At 67.3% G+C, this 16,347-nt stretch carries 14 protein-coding genes and 2 pseudogenes; 10 read left to right on the top strand and 6 right to left on the bottom strand.

All coding sequences use genetic code 11. The features are described from left to right. Genes H293_RS51295 through H293_RS0142155 form a run of 3 tightly spaced genes read left to right on the top strand, consistent with a single transcriptional unit; the run spans position 1 to position 2,841 of the window. On the top strand, positions 1 to 903 hold the full coding sequence (locus tag H293_RS51295) for an endonuclease/exonuclease/phosphatase family protein (protein WP_020123796.1): 903 nt from the start codon (positions 1 to 3) through the stop codon (positions 901 to 903). Then, the gene (locus tag H293_RS0142160) at positions 900 to 1,730 is read left to right on the top strand and encodes a thiopeptide-type bacteriocin biosynthesis protein (protein ID WP_020123795.1); all 831 of its coding nucleotides are present in this window, start codon (positions 900 to 902) and stop codon (positions 1,728 to 1,730) included. The genes H293_RS51295 and H293_RS0142160 overlap by 4 nt, the downstream gene beginning before the upstream one ends. After that, positions 1,714 to 2,841, top strand: a complete 1,128-nt coding sequence (locus H293_RS0142155; protein WP_020123794.1) for a hypothetical protein — start codon at positions 1,714 to 1,716, stop codon at positions 2,839 to 2,841. Before H293_RS0142160 ends, H293_RS0142155 begins: the two co-directional genes overlap by 17 nt. Before the next feature lie 620 nt (positions 2,842 to 3,461). On the opposite strand, the gene H293_RS51290 is transcribed toward H293_RS0142155, so the two are convergent. Continuing rightward, complete coding sequence (locus tag H293_RS51290) at positions 3,462 to 4,283, bottom strand: aminoglycoside phosphotransferase family protein (protein WP_259294662.1); 822 nt, start codon at positions 4,281 to 4,283, stop codon at positions 3,462 to 3,464. Positions 4,284 to 5,106: 823 nt separating this feature from the next. Here H293_RS51290 and H293_RS0142145 point away from each other — a divergent pair. Continuing rightward, positions 5,107 to 5,496 (top strand): HIT domain-containing protein, encoded by a 390-nt coding sequence (locus tag H293_RS0142145; RefSeq protein WP_020123792.1) that lies wholly within the window; start codon positions 5,107 to 5,109, stop codon positions 5,494 to 5,496. A 725-nt stretch (positions 5,497 to 6,221) separates the two neighbouring features. On the opposite strand, the gene H293_RS0142140 is transcribed toward H293_RS0142145, so the two are convergent. Further along, a complete protein-coding gene (locus H293_RS0142140) occupies positions 6,222 to 6,584 on the bottom strand; it encodes a hypothetical protein (RefSeq protein WP_158694519.1) in 363 nt (120 codons plus the stop codon). 473 nt (positions 6,585 to 7,057) lie between these two features. On the opposite strand from H293_RS0142140, the gene H293_RS0142135 reads away from it, so the two are divergent. Further along, entirely contained in the window at positions 7,058 to 7,306 is a 249-nt protein-coding gene (locus tag H293_RS0142135) for a hypothetical protein (protein ID WP_020123790.1), read from the top strand. Here H293_RS0142135 and H293_RS0142130 read toward each other — a convergent pair. After that, a complete protein-coding gene (locus H293_RS0142130; protein WP_020123789.1) occupies positions 7,272 to 8,486 on the bottom strand; it encodes a UDP-N-acetylglucosamine--N-acetylmuramyl-(pentapeptide) pyrophosphoryl-undecaprenol N-acetylglucosamine transferase in 1,215 nt (404 codons plus the stop codon). The two genes, H293_RS0142135 and H293_RS0142130, sit on opposite strands and share 35 nt — an antisense overlap. 378 nt (positions 8,487 to 8,864) lie before the next feature. Then, positions 8,865 to 9,582: pseudogene (locus H293_RS59470) on the bottom strand (prepilin peptidase). A 135-nt stretch (positions 9,583 to 9,717) separates the two neighbouring features. On the opposite strand from H293_RS59470, the gene H293_RS59465 reads away from it, so the two are divergent. After that, positions 9,718 to 10,593 (top strand): PIN domain-containing protein, encoded by an 876-nt coding sequence (locus tag H293_RS59465; RefSeq protein WP_028808675.1) that lies wholly within the window; start codon positions 9,718 to 9,720, stop codon positions 10,591 to 10,593. A gap of 21 nt (positions 10,594 to 10,614) precedes the next feature. Here the strand turns inward: H293_RS59465 and H293_RS51280 are convergent, their stop codons facing one another. Next, positions 10,615 to 10,866 (bottom strand): hypothetical protein, encoded by a 252-nt coding sequence (locus tag H293_RS51280; protein WP_158694517.1) that lies wholly within the window; start codon positions 10,864 to 10,866, stop codon positions 10,615 to 10,617. A gap of 456 nt (positions 10,867 to 11,322) precedes the next feature. On the opposite strand from H293_RS51280, the gene H293_RS0142100 reads away from it, so the two are divergent. From H293_RS0142100 to H293_RS0142085, 4 genes are all read left to right on the top strand, one after another. After that, positions 11,323 to 11,754 carry a hypothetical protein gene (locus H293_RS0142100; protein ID WP_033416349.1) on the top strand — a complete coding sequence of 144 codons (432 nt, stop codon included), beginning with the start codon at positions 11,323 to 11,325 and terminating at the stop codon, positions 11,752 to 11,754. A gap of 585 nt (positions 11,755 to 12,339) precedes the next feature. Continuing rightward, on the top strand, positions 12,340 to 12,801 hold the full coding sequence (locus H293_RS0142095) for an ATP-binding protein (RefSeq protein WP_020123782.1): 462 nt from the start codon (positions 12,340 to 12,342) through the stop codon (positions 12,799 to 12,801). Further along, positions 12,795 to 13,352, top strand: coding sequence for a hypothetical protein (locus tag H293_RS0142090; RefSeq protein WP_020123781.1), 558 nt, complete (start codon positions 12,795 to 12,797; stop codon positions 13,350 to 13,352). The genes H293_RS0142095 and H293_RS0142090 overlap by 7 nt, the downstream gene beginning before the upstream one ends. A 389-nt stretch (positions 13,353 to 13,741) precedes the next feature. Further along, positions 13,742 to 16,030: a DNRLRE domain-containing protein gene (locus H293_RS0142085; protein WP_259294661.1), complete on the top strand. Its 2,289-nt coding sequence runs from the start codon at positions 13,742 to 13,744 to the stop codon at positions 16,028 to 16,030. A gap of 14 nt (positions 16,031 to 16,044) precedes the next feature. Here the strand turns inward: H293_RS0142085 and H293_RS0142080 are convergent. Then, a pseudogene (locus H293_RS0142080) lies at positions 16,045 to 16,347 on the bottom strand (IS630 family transposase); the annotation flags it as partial.

The following is a 16,347-nucleotide window of genomic DNA, read 5'->3' as shown; positions in this document are numbered from 1 at the left end:
GTGACCGACCTCCTGACCGCTGCCGTGTGGAACCTCGACGGTGACGGTGGCCGCAACGGCGAACGCCGGCATCTTGCACTCGACGTCCTCACCGAGTATGAGCCGGACATCTTCCTCCAACAGGAGGCCACGTTCAGCCGCGAGCGGGGAAGTGAACTCCTGCACGCCGCGGAGAAGCGGCTGCGCCTGCGAGGTTTCCTCTCCGTGCCCAACCCGTACGCGGACGCCGACATCGCGACCGCCGTCTACCTCCGCCCCACGATGTTCGACGTCGTCGAAGTGCGCCCCAGAGCGAAACCGTGGTGGCTGCACCCCTGCCACGTGGTCGCGCGGCTGGGCACCTGTCCAGTGCCACTCAATTTCATCTCCCTCCACATGTGTTGTTTCGACGCCAACCAGCGGTTAACGGAGGCGGGTTGGATGGCCATGCACGCAGGAGCAGTCACTCTCGCCGCCGGGGACACCAACAGCTACCCGCGCAATCCCGAACGCCTCGCCCTGCCCGACTGGGCCACGGTGACCGATCGAGCACACATGGTCCACCGGACCTACCTCGACACCGACGGACACCGCCGCAGCGACACCCGCCCCGACGCCGCCCTGACCGACGCCGGCTACCTCGACCTCGCCCGCTACGCCGCCGACCATCTCGGCCAGCCCGAGGCCCTCAACACCACCGCTGGACAGTGCAAGCCCGACCAAGGCGGTCCCCAGCGCATCGACCGCGCCTACGGGACAGGCGGCCTCGCCTCCGCTCTGCACAGCGTCGACGTCGTCGACAACGACGACACCCGAGAAGCCTCCGACCACTCCCTGCTGCTCCTGCGTTTCTACCGGGTGCGCCTCGAACGCGTGCTGAACCCGCCTCTGGCCGCTGCACACACCGCGGAGGCCCTGCGATGACCCTGCCAACCTGGCGCCAGGCCAATCTTCTGTTCCCGGTATGGCAGAACGCCGAGACCATCGCCGTGTCCCGACTCGCCCCCATACTGCGCGCCGCCGAGGAGGAAAACGTCCTGGCACGGTGGTTCATCATCCGCAAGCACCCCTGCTGGCGGGTGCGCTACCTGCCCACCGCCGAAGGCGCACGGCACATAGCCCAGGGCCTCAACACGCTGATTACCGAGGGGGCCATCACCGCGTGGACAGAGATCGTCTACGAACCCGAAGAGCATGCCTTCGGTGGCACCGAAGCCATGGCCAGCGCGCACCGCCTCTTCCACCACGACAGCCGCAGTCTGCTCGAACACCTCCAGCGCAAGGGCGGCCCGCACCGGAGCGAGACGTCCCTGATGCTGTGCAGCATCCTGATGCGCTCCGCCGCGCTGGACTGGTACGAACAAGGCGACGTCTGGGCCCGCGTCAGCGCCCACCGCAAGACGCCCCCAGGTGCCACACCAAAGAGCCGCGAGCAACTCCAAGCTGCCGTACAACGGTTGATCTCCGTCAACGGTGACGAATTGATGCGTACCGGCGGGCCGCTGGCCCACCTTGCGGACAGGGCCCGCGCCTATCGCGACGCCGGGCAGAATCTGGCCCACCTCATGGAGCTGGGGTTGCTTCACCGCGGGCTGCGCGACGTGCTCGCCCATCACGCGCTGTTTGCCTTCAACCGCATCGGCCTGCCCTACGCCACCCAGGCCGCCCTCGCCGCCGCCGCGAAAACCGTTGTCTTCGGCCCGAACCCCACCACGCAAAGGAGTGTCGCGGACCGTGTGGATAATCCCTGACGCCCTGGCCCGGCGCTTCCCCCTCATCGCTCGCCCCCGCCCGGCCTGCCTCCCCCTGCCCCAACGTGTTCGTGCGCTCGCCGAACTCGCCGACAGCGCGGCAAAGACGGGCGACCAGAGCATCGCCTCCACGGTCTACAACCAGGCCGCGCTGATCGCCTCCGACACCGGTGTGCCGGACATGGCCCACACGCTGTGCCGCCAGCACGCAGCCGCCTACCTGGACGCCGCTCCCTTGCCCGGCAAGGCCGCGATCCGAGCCCTCGAACCCATCATCAACCTCGCCCGCCTCGCCATCCGCGCCGGACAACACGACGACGGCCGCAGCACTCTCCTCCAGCTGTTCGATGCGGTCAGCACCAACACCCCCACCAGCTTGTTCGAGAACGTGGCCGTACCATCCGGTCTCACCTCAACAGCCACAGACCGCCAAGAGGTTCGCGCCTGGCTATGGCGCGTTCTCCTCGCCGACGGAACGCGCGCCCTGACCACAGCCGGCCGCTGGACTGAAGCACTCGCCCACGTCGACGCACACCACGGAGTCGGACAGCGCATGCTCGACGGCCGCCAGGTCGCCGTCCTCGCCGCTCTCACCGTCGGAGACACCGCCCGCGCCCACAGCCTCCTGGCCGACACGACACCTGGTGAACCATGGGAAGTCGCCGTGACCGACTGCCTGAGCATCATGTGCCACCGAACCGCAGGACTGCCTTGGCAACACACCCTGCAGAACCTGGTAATCCAGCACCTCCGGGCTCTGCAGGGGGACGACCTGACCGTGTTCAACACGCGGCTCGGGCTCGCCACGCTGGACCTGTTCACCTCGCCCGAAGGGCCTGAAGCACACCTCGTGGTCGAGGAGTTGCACCAAAGGGCGATCAAGACCTCCGACGGCTATGCCGCCCGAGAGATCCTGGCACACCCCCGGTGCGCCGCCCTCGCCACCGATCGAGAGACACAGGAATGCCGAACTCTCCTCACCGCCTGCGCACTGGATGTAGGACGCATCCCCGATAAGTTGCGTGACCAACTGGACCAGGCGGTGCGTACCAGCGATCACACCATCCGGGAAAGCGTTGCCCTCCAAGATCATTCTTGCCGAGTTGCGTAAGAATGATCTTGGTCTGGCAAGTTCTCTGGGCCACCCCAGCACGGCGGTGACAGGTTCACCCCCTGCGGTTCAAGGGCCCCTGCACGCCCGAAGCGAGTGTGTTCGAATCCCGCCGCTCGTCGTTATCCGGTGCATACCGAGCCATCCAGGTACGGCACAGCGCCACGGAGGGATACAGGTGACAGTGACTGACGCCTCGACTTCAAACGAGGAGACACCGCCCCCTCCACCACCGGCCGGCATCAACCCTCAAGGACAAATACGGGAAGAACCCGCTGGCAGATAGCTGTTTCGGAGCAATGTGCCGACGCCTTCCCTCCACGCTGGGGCACACTGCGCGGACGGCGTGGGCCGTCGACAGAGCCGACGTCGTGCTGCTCCTGGTCTGCCACTTGCTCACCAGCGTCGCGGCCGCTGTCGCCCTCGCCTTCACCGCCCAGGCAATGACCCACCTCTCCTCGCCACCGGCACCGCTTCCGAACGCCACGCCGCACCGCCAGTCCTGGTCGTGGGCATGCTGCTCTCCTTTTCATGCAGCGGCGATCGCGGACCGGCGGGTGCGGCAGGCCGGTGTGTGCGCCGGCAGAGGGCGTCCGGAGGGCGCACGCGGGAGGGGCGGGTCACCGCCGTAGTGGCTGTGCCTGGATGAGAATGTGGCTGGCTTGGACTGCCACTGGTACTCGTGTGTCAATGCGCGTGAGGATGAGATGGCCACGCTCGACGAGAGCGGATTCATGTTTGGTGAGGCCCGAGTTCAAATAGGAGACCCCGAGCCGCGTGGTCAGCAGGCGCAGCACCCACTCTTCGGTGTCCGACAGCGGGCGGCCGTAGCCGGAGAAGTAGGCGGCCTTGAGGTCGGGGCGCACGACCCAGACCGCGCCGCACAGCCACACGAACTCCTCGACGGCGAGGCCGGGCGCGGACATCGCGAAGTCGATCACGCCGTGGCCGTGCGTCGGGTGCCACATCCAGTTACGGGTGGAGTAGTCACCGTGCCGGAACACGGTCGGCAGGCCGGACGTCAGCTGCGGCAGTTCCTCGGCGACGCACTGCACCAACTTCCGCTGTGCGGTGTCGAGGTGCTCGGCGGTGCTCGCCAGACAAGCGGTGGCCTCCTGCGCCTGGTCGGACATGGAGGCCCGGGTGTCCGCGAGGTTTTGGTCCGAGGCCGGGGCGGAGTGATCGTGCCAGCGCCGCAGGAGAGCGCCGGCGAGTTCGTACACGCGCCGCTCTGCTGCCGCTTGGAGAGGCAGGCCCCGCACGACGTCGCCCGGCTGGAGCGACGTCATGATGACCTGAAGGTCGGTGTCCGCGGCAAGGAGGCGGGGCGCTTCGTGGGGGGCCAGTGCACGCGACGCGTAGGCATAGCCCTGGATTTCGCGCTCGTAGTCCGTCGTGCTCGGGCTGCGCTTCACGAAGACCGCGTCAGGGCCTGAGCCCACGCGCCAGACCATGGAACTGCCCCGGGGCCAGGACACGTCCGTGACGTTGTCCGCTCCGGGCAGGTGGCTGGTGGCTGGTGGCTGGTGGCTGGTGGCTGGTGGCTGGTGGCCCATCGCCGCAGGTCAGATGGCATAGATGTGTTCTGGGCCATGAAGGGTTCTTCTCCGAATCGCGTGGGTGCAGCGACAGACCCATGGGGCTGTGTCAGCTGCGCGGTGACCGCGGCGACGCCTCGACTGTACGCATCGTGGAAGGGCGGGCTTGTCCGGCGAGGCATCACCGGACGAACGGAGACGTCTGGATCGCAGCTCGGTTCTGGATCCTGCACGTCTTCGAGCAGGTGGAGGCGCAGGCAGGGGTACCCGAGTTCCGGGGCTGCCCGTACCTGGCTGTACAAATCGGGCTCATAGACCGAGCCGCCTGTCGGCCGGGACAACGCGGTCCTTACGGCGCTCCAATAGACGCGAGGGACGTGACCTGTGCAACGCGGTTCATGGCGCCTCACACACCCTGGCCGGCCTGGGTGTCTGGACCTCCTTCTCGAGTCCGCCGCCTGGAAACGCAGGAAGCACGCCACCGATGGGAGGAGATGGACCGATGTATTGAAGGTGCGTCCTCCACACGCACCGGCTGCCCTTTCCGTCGCTGCAAACCTCGATCGCGCCCGGTTGGTGGTTGAAACCTTCGGACGCCACCCGAGCTGTGCAGTGTCCCGTCTCCGGCTAGTCCTTGCCATCGGAACGGGCGAGCGAGCGATGCCCGTGCTGTGCTGGGCGATAACCTAGCGCCCAGATCGCCGACAGGTACGGAAGGTGACTAACTGTGACCGCTGTTGTGGCCTCCACCGAGGTCTCGGACTTTTACTGTCACCAGGCCATTCCTGGCCTGGTGGAGATCGAGCGCGTGTTGGAGACGGACCGGGTGCTGGCGTTTCACCACACCAAGCCATCACACCCGGTACACATCGTCGTGGTACCCAAGGATCACATTCCGTCACTTGTGGATCTGGGCGACGGTGGCCAGGAGTTACTCGCGGAAGTCATGGGCGTGGTCGCCAAGGTGGCGGCGGAGGTGGCTGAGCAGCATGGAGCAGCCTCGGTGACCACAAACGTGGGTCTGTACCAGGAGTCCAAGCACTTGCACTGGCACGTCTATCACCGAGGCGAGACGGACGAACAGATCCTCGAGATGTACGGCCACGCCGACGACTGACGCCTGCGGTCGGCGGGCAAAGGCCCGGCGGCAAACCTCCTTCGTCTGGTCGGCGATGCTGCTGTCTCTGGTGGATGACTATGGTGTCCAACCCAGTCCTCGACCTGGCGAAGATCCAGATCCATCGCCCCGACAACGGGCCCCGTGCACTCTGAGGGCACATGCTGCGGCCGGAGTGTATGCGAGAGGCCAGGGGCTCTAGCGTGCCGAAACTGTTCAGTGCTCGCCGCCTCCTGCTGTTGGCCTACGCCCCTGCCCAGCGGCCCAGATGCGTCAGTCACTACGCGACGTCCGGTTCTCCAGCGGATGGGCTGGCCCCCGTCTGGGTGCCTGAACGCCTCCGCTGGATGGGGATGCGGTGCTCTTGCAGAGGCAGGCGAGGGGTGTGTGCTTACCCGGAGCTTGGCGTAGATCTCGCGCAGGCCTGCGCCCACCCACATCGTGGCCACGGCCACGACTTTCCTTTGAGCCCGGCGAGGACGGCGCGCGGTCGCCTGACGCGGGCGGAACTGCCGTCGGTGCCGGGCAGCCGCACCGCCACGGGCGAGCAGGCCCAGCGAGGTCGGAGGCCGCTGCCGCTGCCGGCGTCGCTGACCCGGCCGCCTTCAGCGAACGTGTGCGCCGGAAGGTCAAGCGGCTCGCCGCCGAGCACAAACGTCGGGCCCAGCAGCGTCGGCTTCCTCCGCGCCGATGACGTCCTGACACTCCGGGCCCCGGAATCTGGTTCAGGCGACGGGCAGATGACCGAGCGGCCGGCCTTCGTCCGCCTTTGCGGTGAGCAGGTCGGCCACGGCGGTGTCGCTCGCGAAGGACGGTCCTGTCCACCCGGTTGGGACCGGCGCGGGCTCGAGGCGGATTTCGCTTCCGAAGGTCTGGGCCGCGTCGAAGAGGGTCTGCAGCTTGGCCACGGTCGTCAGGTCGAGCACGCCGATCCGGGTGCTCCAGGTCTGGGTGACAGAGTCATACGAGGACACGGAGCGCAAGACGGCGCACTGCTGGTTCCATCGGGTGTCGTCGGCGCGCGCCGCCCAGATTGTGATCTTGAGGAGCCAGCGTCCGTTCAAGTGGGGGGTCGGTAAATAGGTCATGCTCCGACGGTACTGCGTCCCTCTGACAGCACCCCGTTGTCGACGGTCGAGGTTCCCTCGCGCGCCCGGGCGCTGTGTGAAGGTGCCCCTCTCCCCCACCCGCCTCCATCACCCACAGCGGGGCGAACGCTAGGAGCGCGGAGGGACGTTCGCGCCCGACAGTCCCGCCTTGTCCGGGCGCAGGGAGTCGTTGTTCAGCACTCGGGCGGAACCGCATCGTAATTTGCCCAGCTCACACGGCATTTGATCCGCTCGGCAAAGTAATTTCGCGCGAACCAAGTGTTTTTCGTTGCTGCCCTGCATACAGCGGAGCTCAAGGATTAATAACCAGCATCCGTACAGTAAAGGTGCGGCGGGACACAAAGAAGAGTATGCGCTCCAACAGAACGGGGGGCCAGGGACCAAGTCCCGGACCAGCACGGACGGCGCCAGTGAGGAGCTGAGCCGAGGAGATCCAGCGCGACGTCGACCGCGTGAGCGAACTCGTCGACGCCGGCTACACCGGTCGCCTGCGGCAGCAGACGGCGGACGAGCTCTTCGGCTACGCCTTCAAGCCCTTGGTTGTCGCCATGAGGCACACCTACAAGCTCGCCGGGCTGACGTCGAAGTCGAAGACACCGCTGAGGATGAGCGACGAGGAGCGTTCCACTCTGAACCGCAACTCCGCGGACCAGGAGGACCCGGCAGTCATCGAGCACGGTGCTGCCCGGCACCTGCCCTAGCCTGCTCAGCGGCCTCCAGGACCACGTCCACGAGCCGGTCAGCCGCATCCGGACGCCCGTGCGCCCGGGCCCGCTCCGCCATCGCCTGCCGCAGGTGGGCATCAGCCAGGAGCGGGCCCAACGCGTCCCGCATCCGCTCGCCACTCACCTCGCCCTCCAGCGCGACCGCCGCCCCCGCCTCCTGCAAATGGCGCGCGTTGTGGGCCTGTTCGTTGCCCGCCGAGGTGGCCAGCGGAATGAACACAGCTGCCTTGCCCAGCGCGGTCAGCTCGGCGAGCGTGCCCGCGCCGCTGCGCGAGACCACCACGTCCGCGAGCGCCAGGACGTCCGGCAGCTCCGCACCGACGAACCCGCTCACGTAGTAGCGGCCCGCACTCTCCGCCGGAAGCGCCGCAGCCCGCTGCCGCAGCGTCTTGACGTGGTCGGGACCGCACTGGTGGACCACATTCGCCCGCTCCAGAAGCCACGGCAGGACCTCCGCCACGACCGTATTGATCTGCTGGGAGCCCTGTGCACCCCCGGTGACGTACACCGTAGGCCGACCACTGTCGAAGCCCCGTAGCCCCAGCGCCTCGATCGCCTTGAGCCCCTGGCCAGCCAGCACCTGCGGCCGTACCGGGTTGCCGGTGACCACAGCGACGGAGCGCGCCTCCTGGGGCAGCAGCGCCAGTGTCGACTCCGAGGAGACCGCGATCCGCGTCGCCGACCCGGCAAGCTGCCGGTTGGCCAGGCCGAGGCGCACCGTCTGCTCGTGCAGCACCAGCGGCCGCCGGCACAGGCGAGCCGCGAGCCCGGCCGGGACAGCAACGTAGCCCCCGGTCGCCAGGACCACGTCGGGCCGGAACTCCGCGATCACCTTGCGGGCCTGCGCGACCCCCAGCGGCACCCGCGCCATGTCCTTCATGTTGGCGGCCGACAGCGTCTTCAGCGGATTCGCCGACCGCCGGATTTTGCCCGTGACGACCGTGGTGAACGCGATTCCCTCGGCGGGTGCAACCCGGGCCTCCAGCCCGTCCTGCGTCCCGATCCACAAGACTTCCAGCCGCCGGCCGGATCCAGCCAGCCGGTCCTGGAGCGTGCGGACTGCGGTCAAGGCCGGGTAGGTGTGGCCCCCGGTCCCGCCGCCCGTCACGACCAACCGGAAGACATCAGGCGCGGCGGCGTGAGCACTGTTCACCAAGAGATCCCATCTGGCCCGGACTGCGGAGACTGGCTCGTGCCGTAGCGGACCCGAAAGACGACCCGAACCACAAGTGGGACCGGGACATGACGCGCTGGAAGAGCACCGAGGCCAAGACGGCGGTCGGCGTCAAGTACGAGTACGCGTCATGGGCCATGAACCGGTCGTTCCCGAACGGGTGTCGGCTGTGTGTGTCGTTCGCTGGCCACGCTGACCGGCTGGCCTGTTGGAAGATCCACGGATGAGATGGCCAGCGATGTGATGATCAAGCTGTGTCGCTGCTGGGCGCATAGTGATGCTTCACCGCGCGCCAGCTCGGGGACGTTCGGGAACAGGCACTTGTACTGTTCCAGAACCTCCCCGCAGCCAGGGCCCTGGTCACTGGGCGCCGGAGCCCAGAAGTAGGCCGGCGAATGCCCCGGCGAGGAGGAACGGGCCGAACGGGATCCTGGTCGCCCGGCTGACCCGGCCCGCGAGGATGAGGGCGATGCCGTACAAAGCGCCGAGCAGGTACCCGGCGAAGGTCCCGATCAGGACGATGGGCCAGCCGTACCAGCCCAGAACGGCCCTCAGGGCGAGGGCGAGTTTCACATCGCCGAATCCGAAGCCCTTGCCGAGGAGGAAGAGCACGAAGTAGCAGGCACCCACGATCAAGGAACCGAGCACTGCGGATGTCCAGCTACCGCCGGCGTCCGGTAGCAATGCGGCACCGCCGAGCAGTACGAGCGCGGCCGCGGCGAGTGGCAGGGTGAGCACGTCGGGCAGCCGGTGCGCCGCGAAGTCGACGGCAGCGAGTAGCACGCTGACAGGGGTGAGCAGTAGCCGGACCACCAGCTCGGGGAGGGCTCCGGTGGCGGCCGCCAACACGGCGCAGATCAGGGCCACGACGACCGCGATGGCAGATGTGCTCGGACCGTACCTGTCCCCGTCCGAGCAGCGGGCCCGCCCGAGCCACCCGTTCCCGGCGCCGATGAGGGGGTGTCCGGCAGGACACGCTGTTCGCCACGGCTCATCGTGTGGCACGGACAGCCGGTACGCGGCGCGCGGTATGAGCAGGCCCGTGCCAGCACCCCCACAGGACCGCCGCCGCGGTGATCCAGAACGTCTCGACCGAACGGAGCCTAAGCTCAGCCCCGTTCGGATGTCGCGGACAGTCCGTACCGTGAGGAGCACGTACATGTTGTTGAAGCCCGGAACCACTTGTGAGCAGGCAATCAAGCTGCTGGAAAGCATGACCAATCAAGGGCTCAACGACGTCCAGAACAGTGTCCCGTTCATCTTCGGGAACGCCGTGCCGAGCACACCTCAGCAGGACTGGGAGCAGACCGCCCTTCGCACGGTGCGCGAGTACGACCAGTGGACGCTGCGGGGCACAGCCGAGCTCCTGGAGATGTTCACCGACCGGTCCGTAGCGGCCCGGCTGCGGGGCGAGCGGTACAACGCGATCGTGCACGGTCAGTTCACCCCCCAGCGGTGGACCCTCCTGATCAACACGGAACTGAGCGAGCTGCGCACCTACTTCATGGACCTGGCCAACGAACTCCGTCTCACCCGCGACCGGTTCGCAGGCCACAGGGGGCGAACTGTCGTGCTGGACACCAACGACCTCCTGCATTACATGCGATTCGACAAGATTCCCTGGCAGCGGATCTTCGGCTCCGGCACCTCTGTGATGATCCCGCATGTCGTGATCGACGAGATCGACAAGAAGTCGTACGACACCCATGACACCGGCGTCCGGAAACGGGCGCGCGCCGTCTTCGCACTCCTGGAACAGGTGCTCACCCAGATCGAGAGCGATGGCCGGGCAGTCCTCAACAACGGGGAGACCGTCGTCGACGTCCTGCGGGACGAGCCCGGGCACGTGCGGCTGCCGAACAACGACGACGAGATCGTCGCGCGCGCCTGCTATCTGCAGCAGGCCATCGCTCCGGCCCCGGTCACGGTGGTCACCGGGGACAACGGGATGCGGGCCCGCGCGCTGTCCTGGGGACTCAAGGCCCGCGTCTTGGATGAGAAGTACAAGATCGAGCGGCTGAGTGCCGCGGAGAAGGCGGCCAACGAGCAAGCCATCACCTTTGAGGCGTCGGCCGAAGGGGACGGATAGCCCCTGGATGGAGCCGGCGCGTCAGCCGGTGGACCAGGCGCGCAGCTGTGCGGCGACCTCCTGGACACGGGCGCCCTTGTGCTTGGTACGCATGACGAGCGCGAGGGCTTCCTCCGGCTCGTAGTTCAGCGTGACGCCGTTGGGGTTGAGGAACGTCTCGGCGACCAGCCAGGCGAAGAACTCGTTCCCCGCCTCCAGGGGTTCGTGCAGCGCGATCGTCTCCAGCATGGCCGCGCCCTTGAGCCAGTCGCCGGCGTACACGTCGCGGCCCATGTCGTGCGCCTGGGCCCGGGCACAGACGGCGTCCAGCACACCCAGGTCGAGGCAGGCCGGGTCGCCGGGGAGGGTCTGCGCGATCTGTAGAAGCCCTTGTGGGCGACCTCGGCAAGCTGTGGAACACGATCGCGGGTCTTACCGAGGGCCTTGAGGAACGGGTCGTCGGCAGCCTTGAGCGCCGCGTCGCGGACGAAGTCCTCGGGTGACTTGCCGACGAGGTCGGCCGCCGCCTCGACGCGCGCGTACTCCTCCGGCGCGAAGGGCGGAACCTGGCGTCCGTTCTGGTCCATACGAGCGACGGCACCAGCGGGCACGGCACAGGCCGAAGGCGTTCAGGAAAGAAGGAAGCGGAAGCGGCTTCGTCTGCAGTGACGCGCTCGGAGCGGTCCCCTTCGGGTGAGCGCCCCGCAGAACGGCGTCCCGTGATGCCCGGGCGGTTCTACGATGCCGCCGATGGCTTCCTCTGCGAAAAACCCGCGCTGCATCGCCATGGCCGAGGCCCTGGTCCCGTTGCTGGGGTCCTGTCCCAAGGACGCCGGCGGCTTCGGCGACTCCTTCCAGGTGAACTTGGACGACGAGGAAGCCGTAGAGCTCGGCGGAGTCGAACTGATCAGAGCCGCGATGCGCAAAGCAGCCCGGCAGCTCGACTGGAAGGTCGACACGATCGGGTGGATCGGCACTCGATTCGGCACGATGGTCGCCGTTCGGGACACCAGGGAAGCCCCCGAAGCGCATCGCGCCGCCGTCGACGCCGCAATGTACGAGCTCATGAGTGCCACGGCGGCCAGGGTGTCGGGCGAACCCCGCGAGGTTCCGACTCCACGCGGCTCCGTCGCCCTGATGACCCAGGAATTCCGCGCGGCTGTCGCTGAAGCGAATGCCTGACCTCTCGCAACATGCGGCCGCGGCAGAGGCACAGCACCACATCGCTGACACGCAGGAAAACGCCGGATGAGCACTGTCACCGTCACCACCGCCGACGGCAAGACCTCCGTAAGTTCCCCCTACCACCCGGACTGGCCATCCGAGGCCCGCGCCCTCGGCGGCCGCTGGAACGGGGGCGTCTGGGTCTTCGACGGCCGAGACGAGGAACGCGTACGAGCCCTTGCCCGGCAGATCTACGGCACCGACGGATCGCCCGACCCGGGCGGCACCGTGTCCGTGCGTATCGGCGTGGACAACGTTCAAGGTGAACGCGGCGGCCGGCCCGCCCGCCTCTACGAGGGATGCGCGCCTCGCGCTCGTAACGCCCAATCTCCTTACCGGTCTTGGCGGCCCGCCCCTCCAGGGCGTTGTATTCGTCGGCCACCCGCTGCTGGGTCCAACCACGCCCAGTGCGCAGCCGGATGAGCAACGCGCCGATCCCCGTGTCGCCCATCCCATCTCCCAGGAGCATGCGAACTCTGGCCCCCATAGTGGGCCCCCGCCTGGCTCCCGACCCAAACGAGCGACGGCGGTTGGCTGTTGGCCATGCCCAGCAGACTGCCCGACGAGCCGGAGACCCTCGCACCGGACCAAGCGCTCGACGGCGCCGTCGAGCACGAAACGATGCTCTTCGACCGGCGCCGGACCACTCCAGGCGCCGCCCGCTCCTTCGTCGCCGAAACCCTTACCCAATGGGGCCGGACTGAACGCCTCGACGACATCCGCCTGTGCACCTCCGAACTGGCCACCAACGCCGTCCTGCACGGAGCCCCGGTGGGAGGTCAGGTCCTCGTACGCGTCGAATTACATGCCACCGTGCTGCGCACCGAGGTGCACGACGGCGGCGACGGCACACCCACAAGGCAAGAGCCACGGAGCACCACCGACGACGGCCGCGGCCTCCTGCTGGTCTCTGCCGTCGCCGACCACTGGGGCATTGAGAAGCGCCAGGGCCCCGGCAAGTGCGTTTGGGCCGCCTTCCACCACAGCGCGGTGCCCACATGCTGACGCCTGCCCGCACCGAGTCCTTCGCGCCTTCCGCCGGTCTGATCGCCTCCCTGGCCACCACCACATGGTTGGACACCACTCCTACCGGCGCCACTCTGTGCTGCCTCCTTCTGGTGCCCCAACCGCCCCGCAGCTGCTACGAGACGCCGGCCGTCATCGAGCAACGCATGCGCACCGTTGGCGAAGCTCTGCACCTCGGCCCCGCCACCACACCCCCGCCGGACATCGGGCCACGCCTACGTCTGATCGCCCTGACTGAAGTGGCTCTGCGCTTCGACGGCACCCCCTACCGCAAACGCATCCCCACCAGCCGCCCCTGGACTCTGCTGCTCGGCCAAGGAACTCCGGTGGCCCTCGTCCTCGGCCTCGGCCTCGACCCACTCTCCCGCAGCTCCGCGCCCAAGGAGATCGACTCCTACCTGGACCGCGCCACGCTCCGCCAGCGCCTCCTCTTCGGTCACACCCGAATCGAATGGGCCCAACCTTTGATCGACTCCTTGCCGCTGGACGCAGCCATCGACTCTGCATCTAGGGCGCAACTACCACCATGAGGGCATGGGTTTCAGCCACCGATCACATAGGAAGCTAACCCAACTCCTACCCAAACTTCACAATCCGCCCCTCCAGTCGGTAAAGCTTCACCCAAGACGCAAGCCCTGCAGGCCGCCGCCGATTAGAAATATCCCGATTTAGACAGTAATCATCGAAAGTGAAGGTCGCATCAATTGGACATTTACTAAACAGGGCCACTTCGAGAGGGCTCAAGGTCACCTCCTTGCTTAGAGTGATCTATGAAGCACGGTGAGGTGAGTGTGAACATCCTCACTGGTGTGAAAAAAGAACCCACACCAGTGAGGAATTTTGCATGCCATCTCTCTTCCACAGAGCCACGCGGCACAGACCCGTCGGCTCCGAACAGCCCTACCTGCCACTGCCATCCATGCGTCGTCTGCGCCCGGTAGCTGCGGCCCTGACGTTGCTGTTGGCCGTCGAAGCTGCCGTGGTCATCGAGTCCACGGGGCAGGCTGTCGCACTCTCAGACAAAGCGCAGAGCGCCAAAACGGCCAGCAAAAAGCCCAAGGATCTTGGCCCTGCCACCGCCGCATCAGAGGCGGCGGCGCGACTCAAGGCCAGGATTCAGAAGCGTCGGATCGAAGTCACCGACGCTCGCACAGAGACATCGACCACGTACGTCAACCCCAATGGGACGGTCACGGCGGAGGCGTACGCCGGCCCGATCCGTTTCAAGGATCAAGACGGCAAGTGGCACGGCGTCGATCCGTCGCTGGAGCAGGCGAGCGACGGATCGATCACGGCCAAGGGTCACCCCCACGGACTCACCCTGGCGGGCAAACATGCTGCCCCGAAGGGCCTCAAGGAGGCCGGCGAGAAGGGCGCATCGGCCGCCGTGCCGCTGGTCACGGTGGAGGACCGGAAGGGTCGGCAGCTGCAGCTCGGCTGGTACGGAGCCCTGCCGACGCCCACGATCGAGGGGGCCGATGACACGGTCGCCCGGTACAAGGACGCGCTGCCCACCACCGATCTGCTCATCGAGTCCACGCGGACCGGCTACGAACAGTTCCTGGAGCTGAGGAATCGTTCCGCCGTGGACTCCAACGGCCAGGTGACCTACAGTCTGAAGGCCAAGGGACTGACGGCGAAGGCGCACGCGGACGGGTCGGTCACGTTCACCGATGCCAAGGGCAAGGCCGCGGGGGTCCTGCCCTCTCCGGTGATGTGGGACGCTCAGACCGACAAGAACTCGGGCGAGCACACCCACACAGGGAAGGTCGGGGTGAAGGTCGCGCAGGACGGCGACACGGTCACGATCACCCTGACTCCGGACGCTGAGTTCCTGGCCGACGACAAGACCCAGTTCCCGGTCACCATCGACCCGTCGATCAATGTCGGCAGCAGCTTCGACACATTCGTCCAACAGGGCTACACCACCGACCAGTCAGCCTCCACTGAGCTGAAGATCGGCAACAACGGCTCCAGCCAGGTGGCACGTTCGTTCCTGTCGTTCCCGATGAAAAACATCACCGGGAAGCAGATCACCGCGGCGAAGCTGAACCTGTATGAGTTCCACTCCTGGTCGTGCACGGCCAAGGGCTGGGAGGTGTACGGCACGGGGGCTGCCTCGACGAGCACCCGCTGGACGGCCCAGCCGAGTTGGGGCACGACGGTATGGGCTACAAGCACCCAGACCAAGGGCTTCTCCAGCTCGTGCAACGACGGTTGGGTCAGCGCGGACATCAAGTCGCTGGCGCAGGCGTGGGCCGACAACGGCAACGCCACCAACAACCTGGGCCTGCGTGCCGCGGACGAGACCGACCCGTACGGCTGGAAGCGGTTCAACTCCGGCAACGCCGCCTCCAACACGCCGTACGTGTCGGTGACCTACAACTCCATCCCTGGTGTGCCGACGCTGATATCCCCGGCCGACAAGGGCGCGACCAACGACACCACTCCGACGCTGTCGGCCAAGTCGCTCGACGGCGACGGCTCCCAAGTCACGCTCGACTACGAGGTCTGGGCCTCCAACGGCACCGCCGCGCTGCGCTCCGGCTCCAGCGCCGCCGTCGCCTCGGGGGCGACGGCCACATGGACGCCCACCGCGCTGCCCGCCGGCAGCTACAAGTGGCGTGCGCGTTCAGGGGACGGCAGCGCGAACAGCGCCTGGTCCTCCTTCCGGACGCTGACCGTCGACACGACCGCACCGGCCACGACAGCGGTGTCCTCCACCGGTTTCCCGGCCGGTCAGTGGTCCGGCACGCCGGACGACAACGGTGACTTCACGGGTACGTTCACCTTCACGCCGCCGACCAACGATGTGAAGGAGGTCCAGTGGAACCTCGATGGCGCCGCCTGGCAGTCGGTCGCCACCACCGGTACCGCGGTCACGGCGAAGCCGGTGTTCCGCGCGGGCAAGCATGTCCTGACCGCGCGTACCAAGGATGCGGCGGGCAACGTGTCCGCAGGGGCGGCCTACACCTTCTACGCGGGTAGCGGTGCCGCCCTGCTCACCCCTGGCAGCGGAGATCGTCCGGCCCGCCGCACGGAGTTGACGGGTCAGGGCAAGTCGGCCGACACCGGGGTGCGCTACCAGTACCGGCGCGGCGAGACGGCAACCTGGACGGATATCCCGGTCGCTGATGTGCGCCGCAAGTCCGACGGCTCGACGCCGACCGCCTGGCCGGTGACGGTCACTAGTGCTCTGACCGCATAGGTTCGCCGGGTCGTTCAGGCTGCGGTGGCGAGGGAGCGTCCACCCCAGCGGATGCCCTTTTCGCTGCGGATGCGGGCGCGTTCCTTGCGTTCGGCGGCCAGGACGTCGCGATGGCGGGCGTTGGTGTTGCGCCACCGCAGGTAGGCGTGCAGGGCCCGGGTCTGAACCGTGTGGTTGGGGTAGTTCGAGTTGGCGATGGTGAACTGCCGCAGCGGCCCGAAGTGGGCCTCGATCGGGTTCGCCCACGAGGCGTAGGTCGGCGTGAAGCACAGCTCGACCTTGTGCTTCTTCGCCCAGCGGCGGATGTCGGCGCCTTT

Source organism: Streptomyces canus 299MFChir4.1 (assembly GCF_000383615.1).
GTDB lineage: Bacteria > Actinomycetota > Actinomycetes > Streptomycetales > Streptomycetaceae > Streptomyces > Streptomyces canus_C.
This window is presented reverse-complemented; position numbering and strand designations above follow the sequence as displayed.

What these genes read in the sequence shown, in the direction of transcription:
- H293_RS0142100 (WP_033416349.1), top strand. Translation starts at nt 11,323, where the DNA reads ATGGCTTCCTCTGCGAAAAACCCGCGCTGCATCGCCATGGCCGAGGCC.
- H293_RS0142160 (WP_020123795.1), top strand. Translation starts at nt 900, where the DNA reads ATGACCCTGCCAACCTGGCGCCAGGCCAATCTTCTGTTCCCGGTATGG.
- H293_RS0142085 (WP_259294661.1), top strand. Translation starts at nt 13,742, where the DNA reads ATGCGTCGTCTGCGCCCGGTAGCTGCGGCCCTGACGTTGCTGTTGGCC.
- H293_RS0142095 (WP_020123782.1), top strand. Translation starts at nt 12,340, where the DNA reads ATGCCCAGCAGACTGCCCGACGAGCCGGAGACCCTCGCACCGGACCAA.
- H293_RS0142140 (WP_158694519.1), bottom strand. Translation starts at nt 6,584, where the DNA reads ATGACCTATTTACCGACCCCCCACTTGAACGGACGCTGGCTCCTCAAG.
- H293_RS51280 (WP_158694517.1), bottom strand. Translation starts at nt 10,866, where the DNA reads ATGGGCCGCGACGTGTACGCCGGCGACTGGCTCAAGGGCGCGGCCATG.
- H293_RS0142090 (WP_020123781.1), top strand. Translation starts at nt 12,795, where the DNA reads ATGCTGACGCCTGCCCGCACCGAGTCCTTCGCGCCTTCCGCCGGTCTG.
- H293_RS59465 (WP_028808675.1), top strand. Translation starts at nt 9,718, where the DNA reads ATGACCAATCAAGGGCTCAACGACGTCCAGAACAGTGTCCCGTTCATC.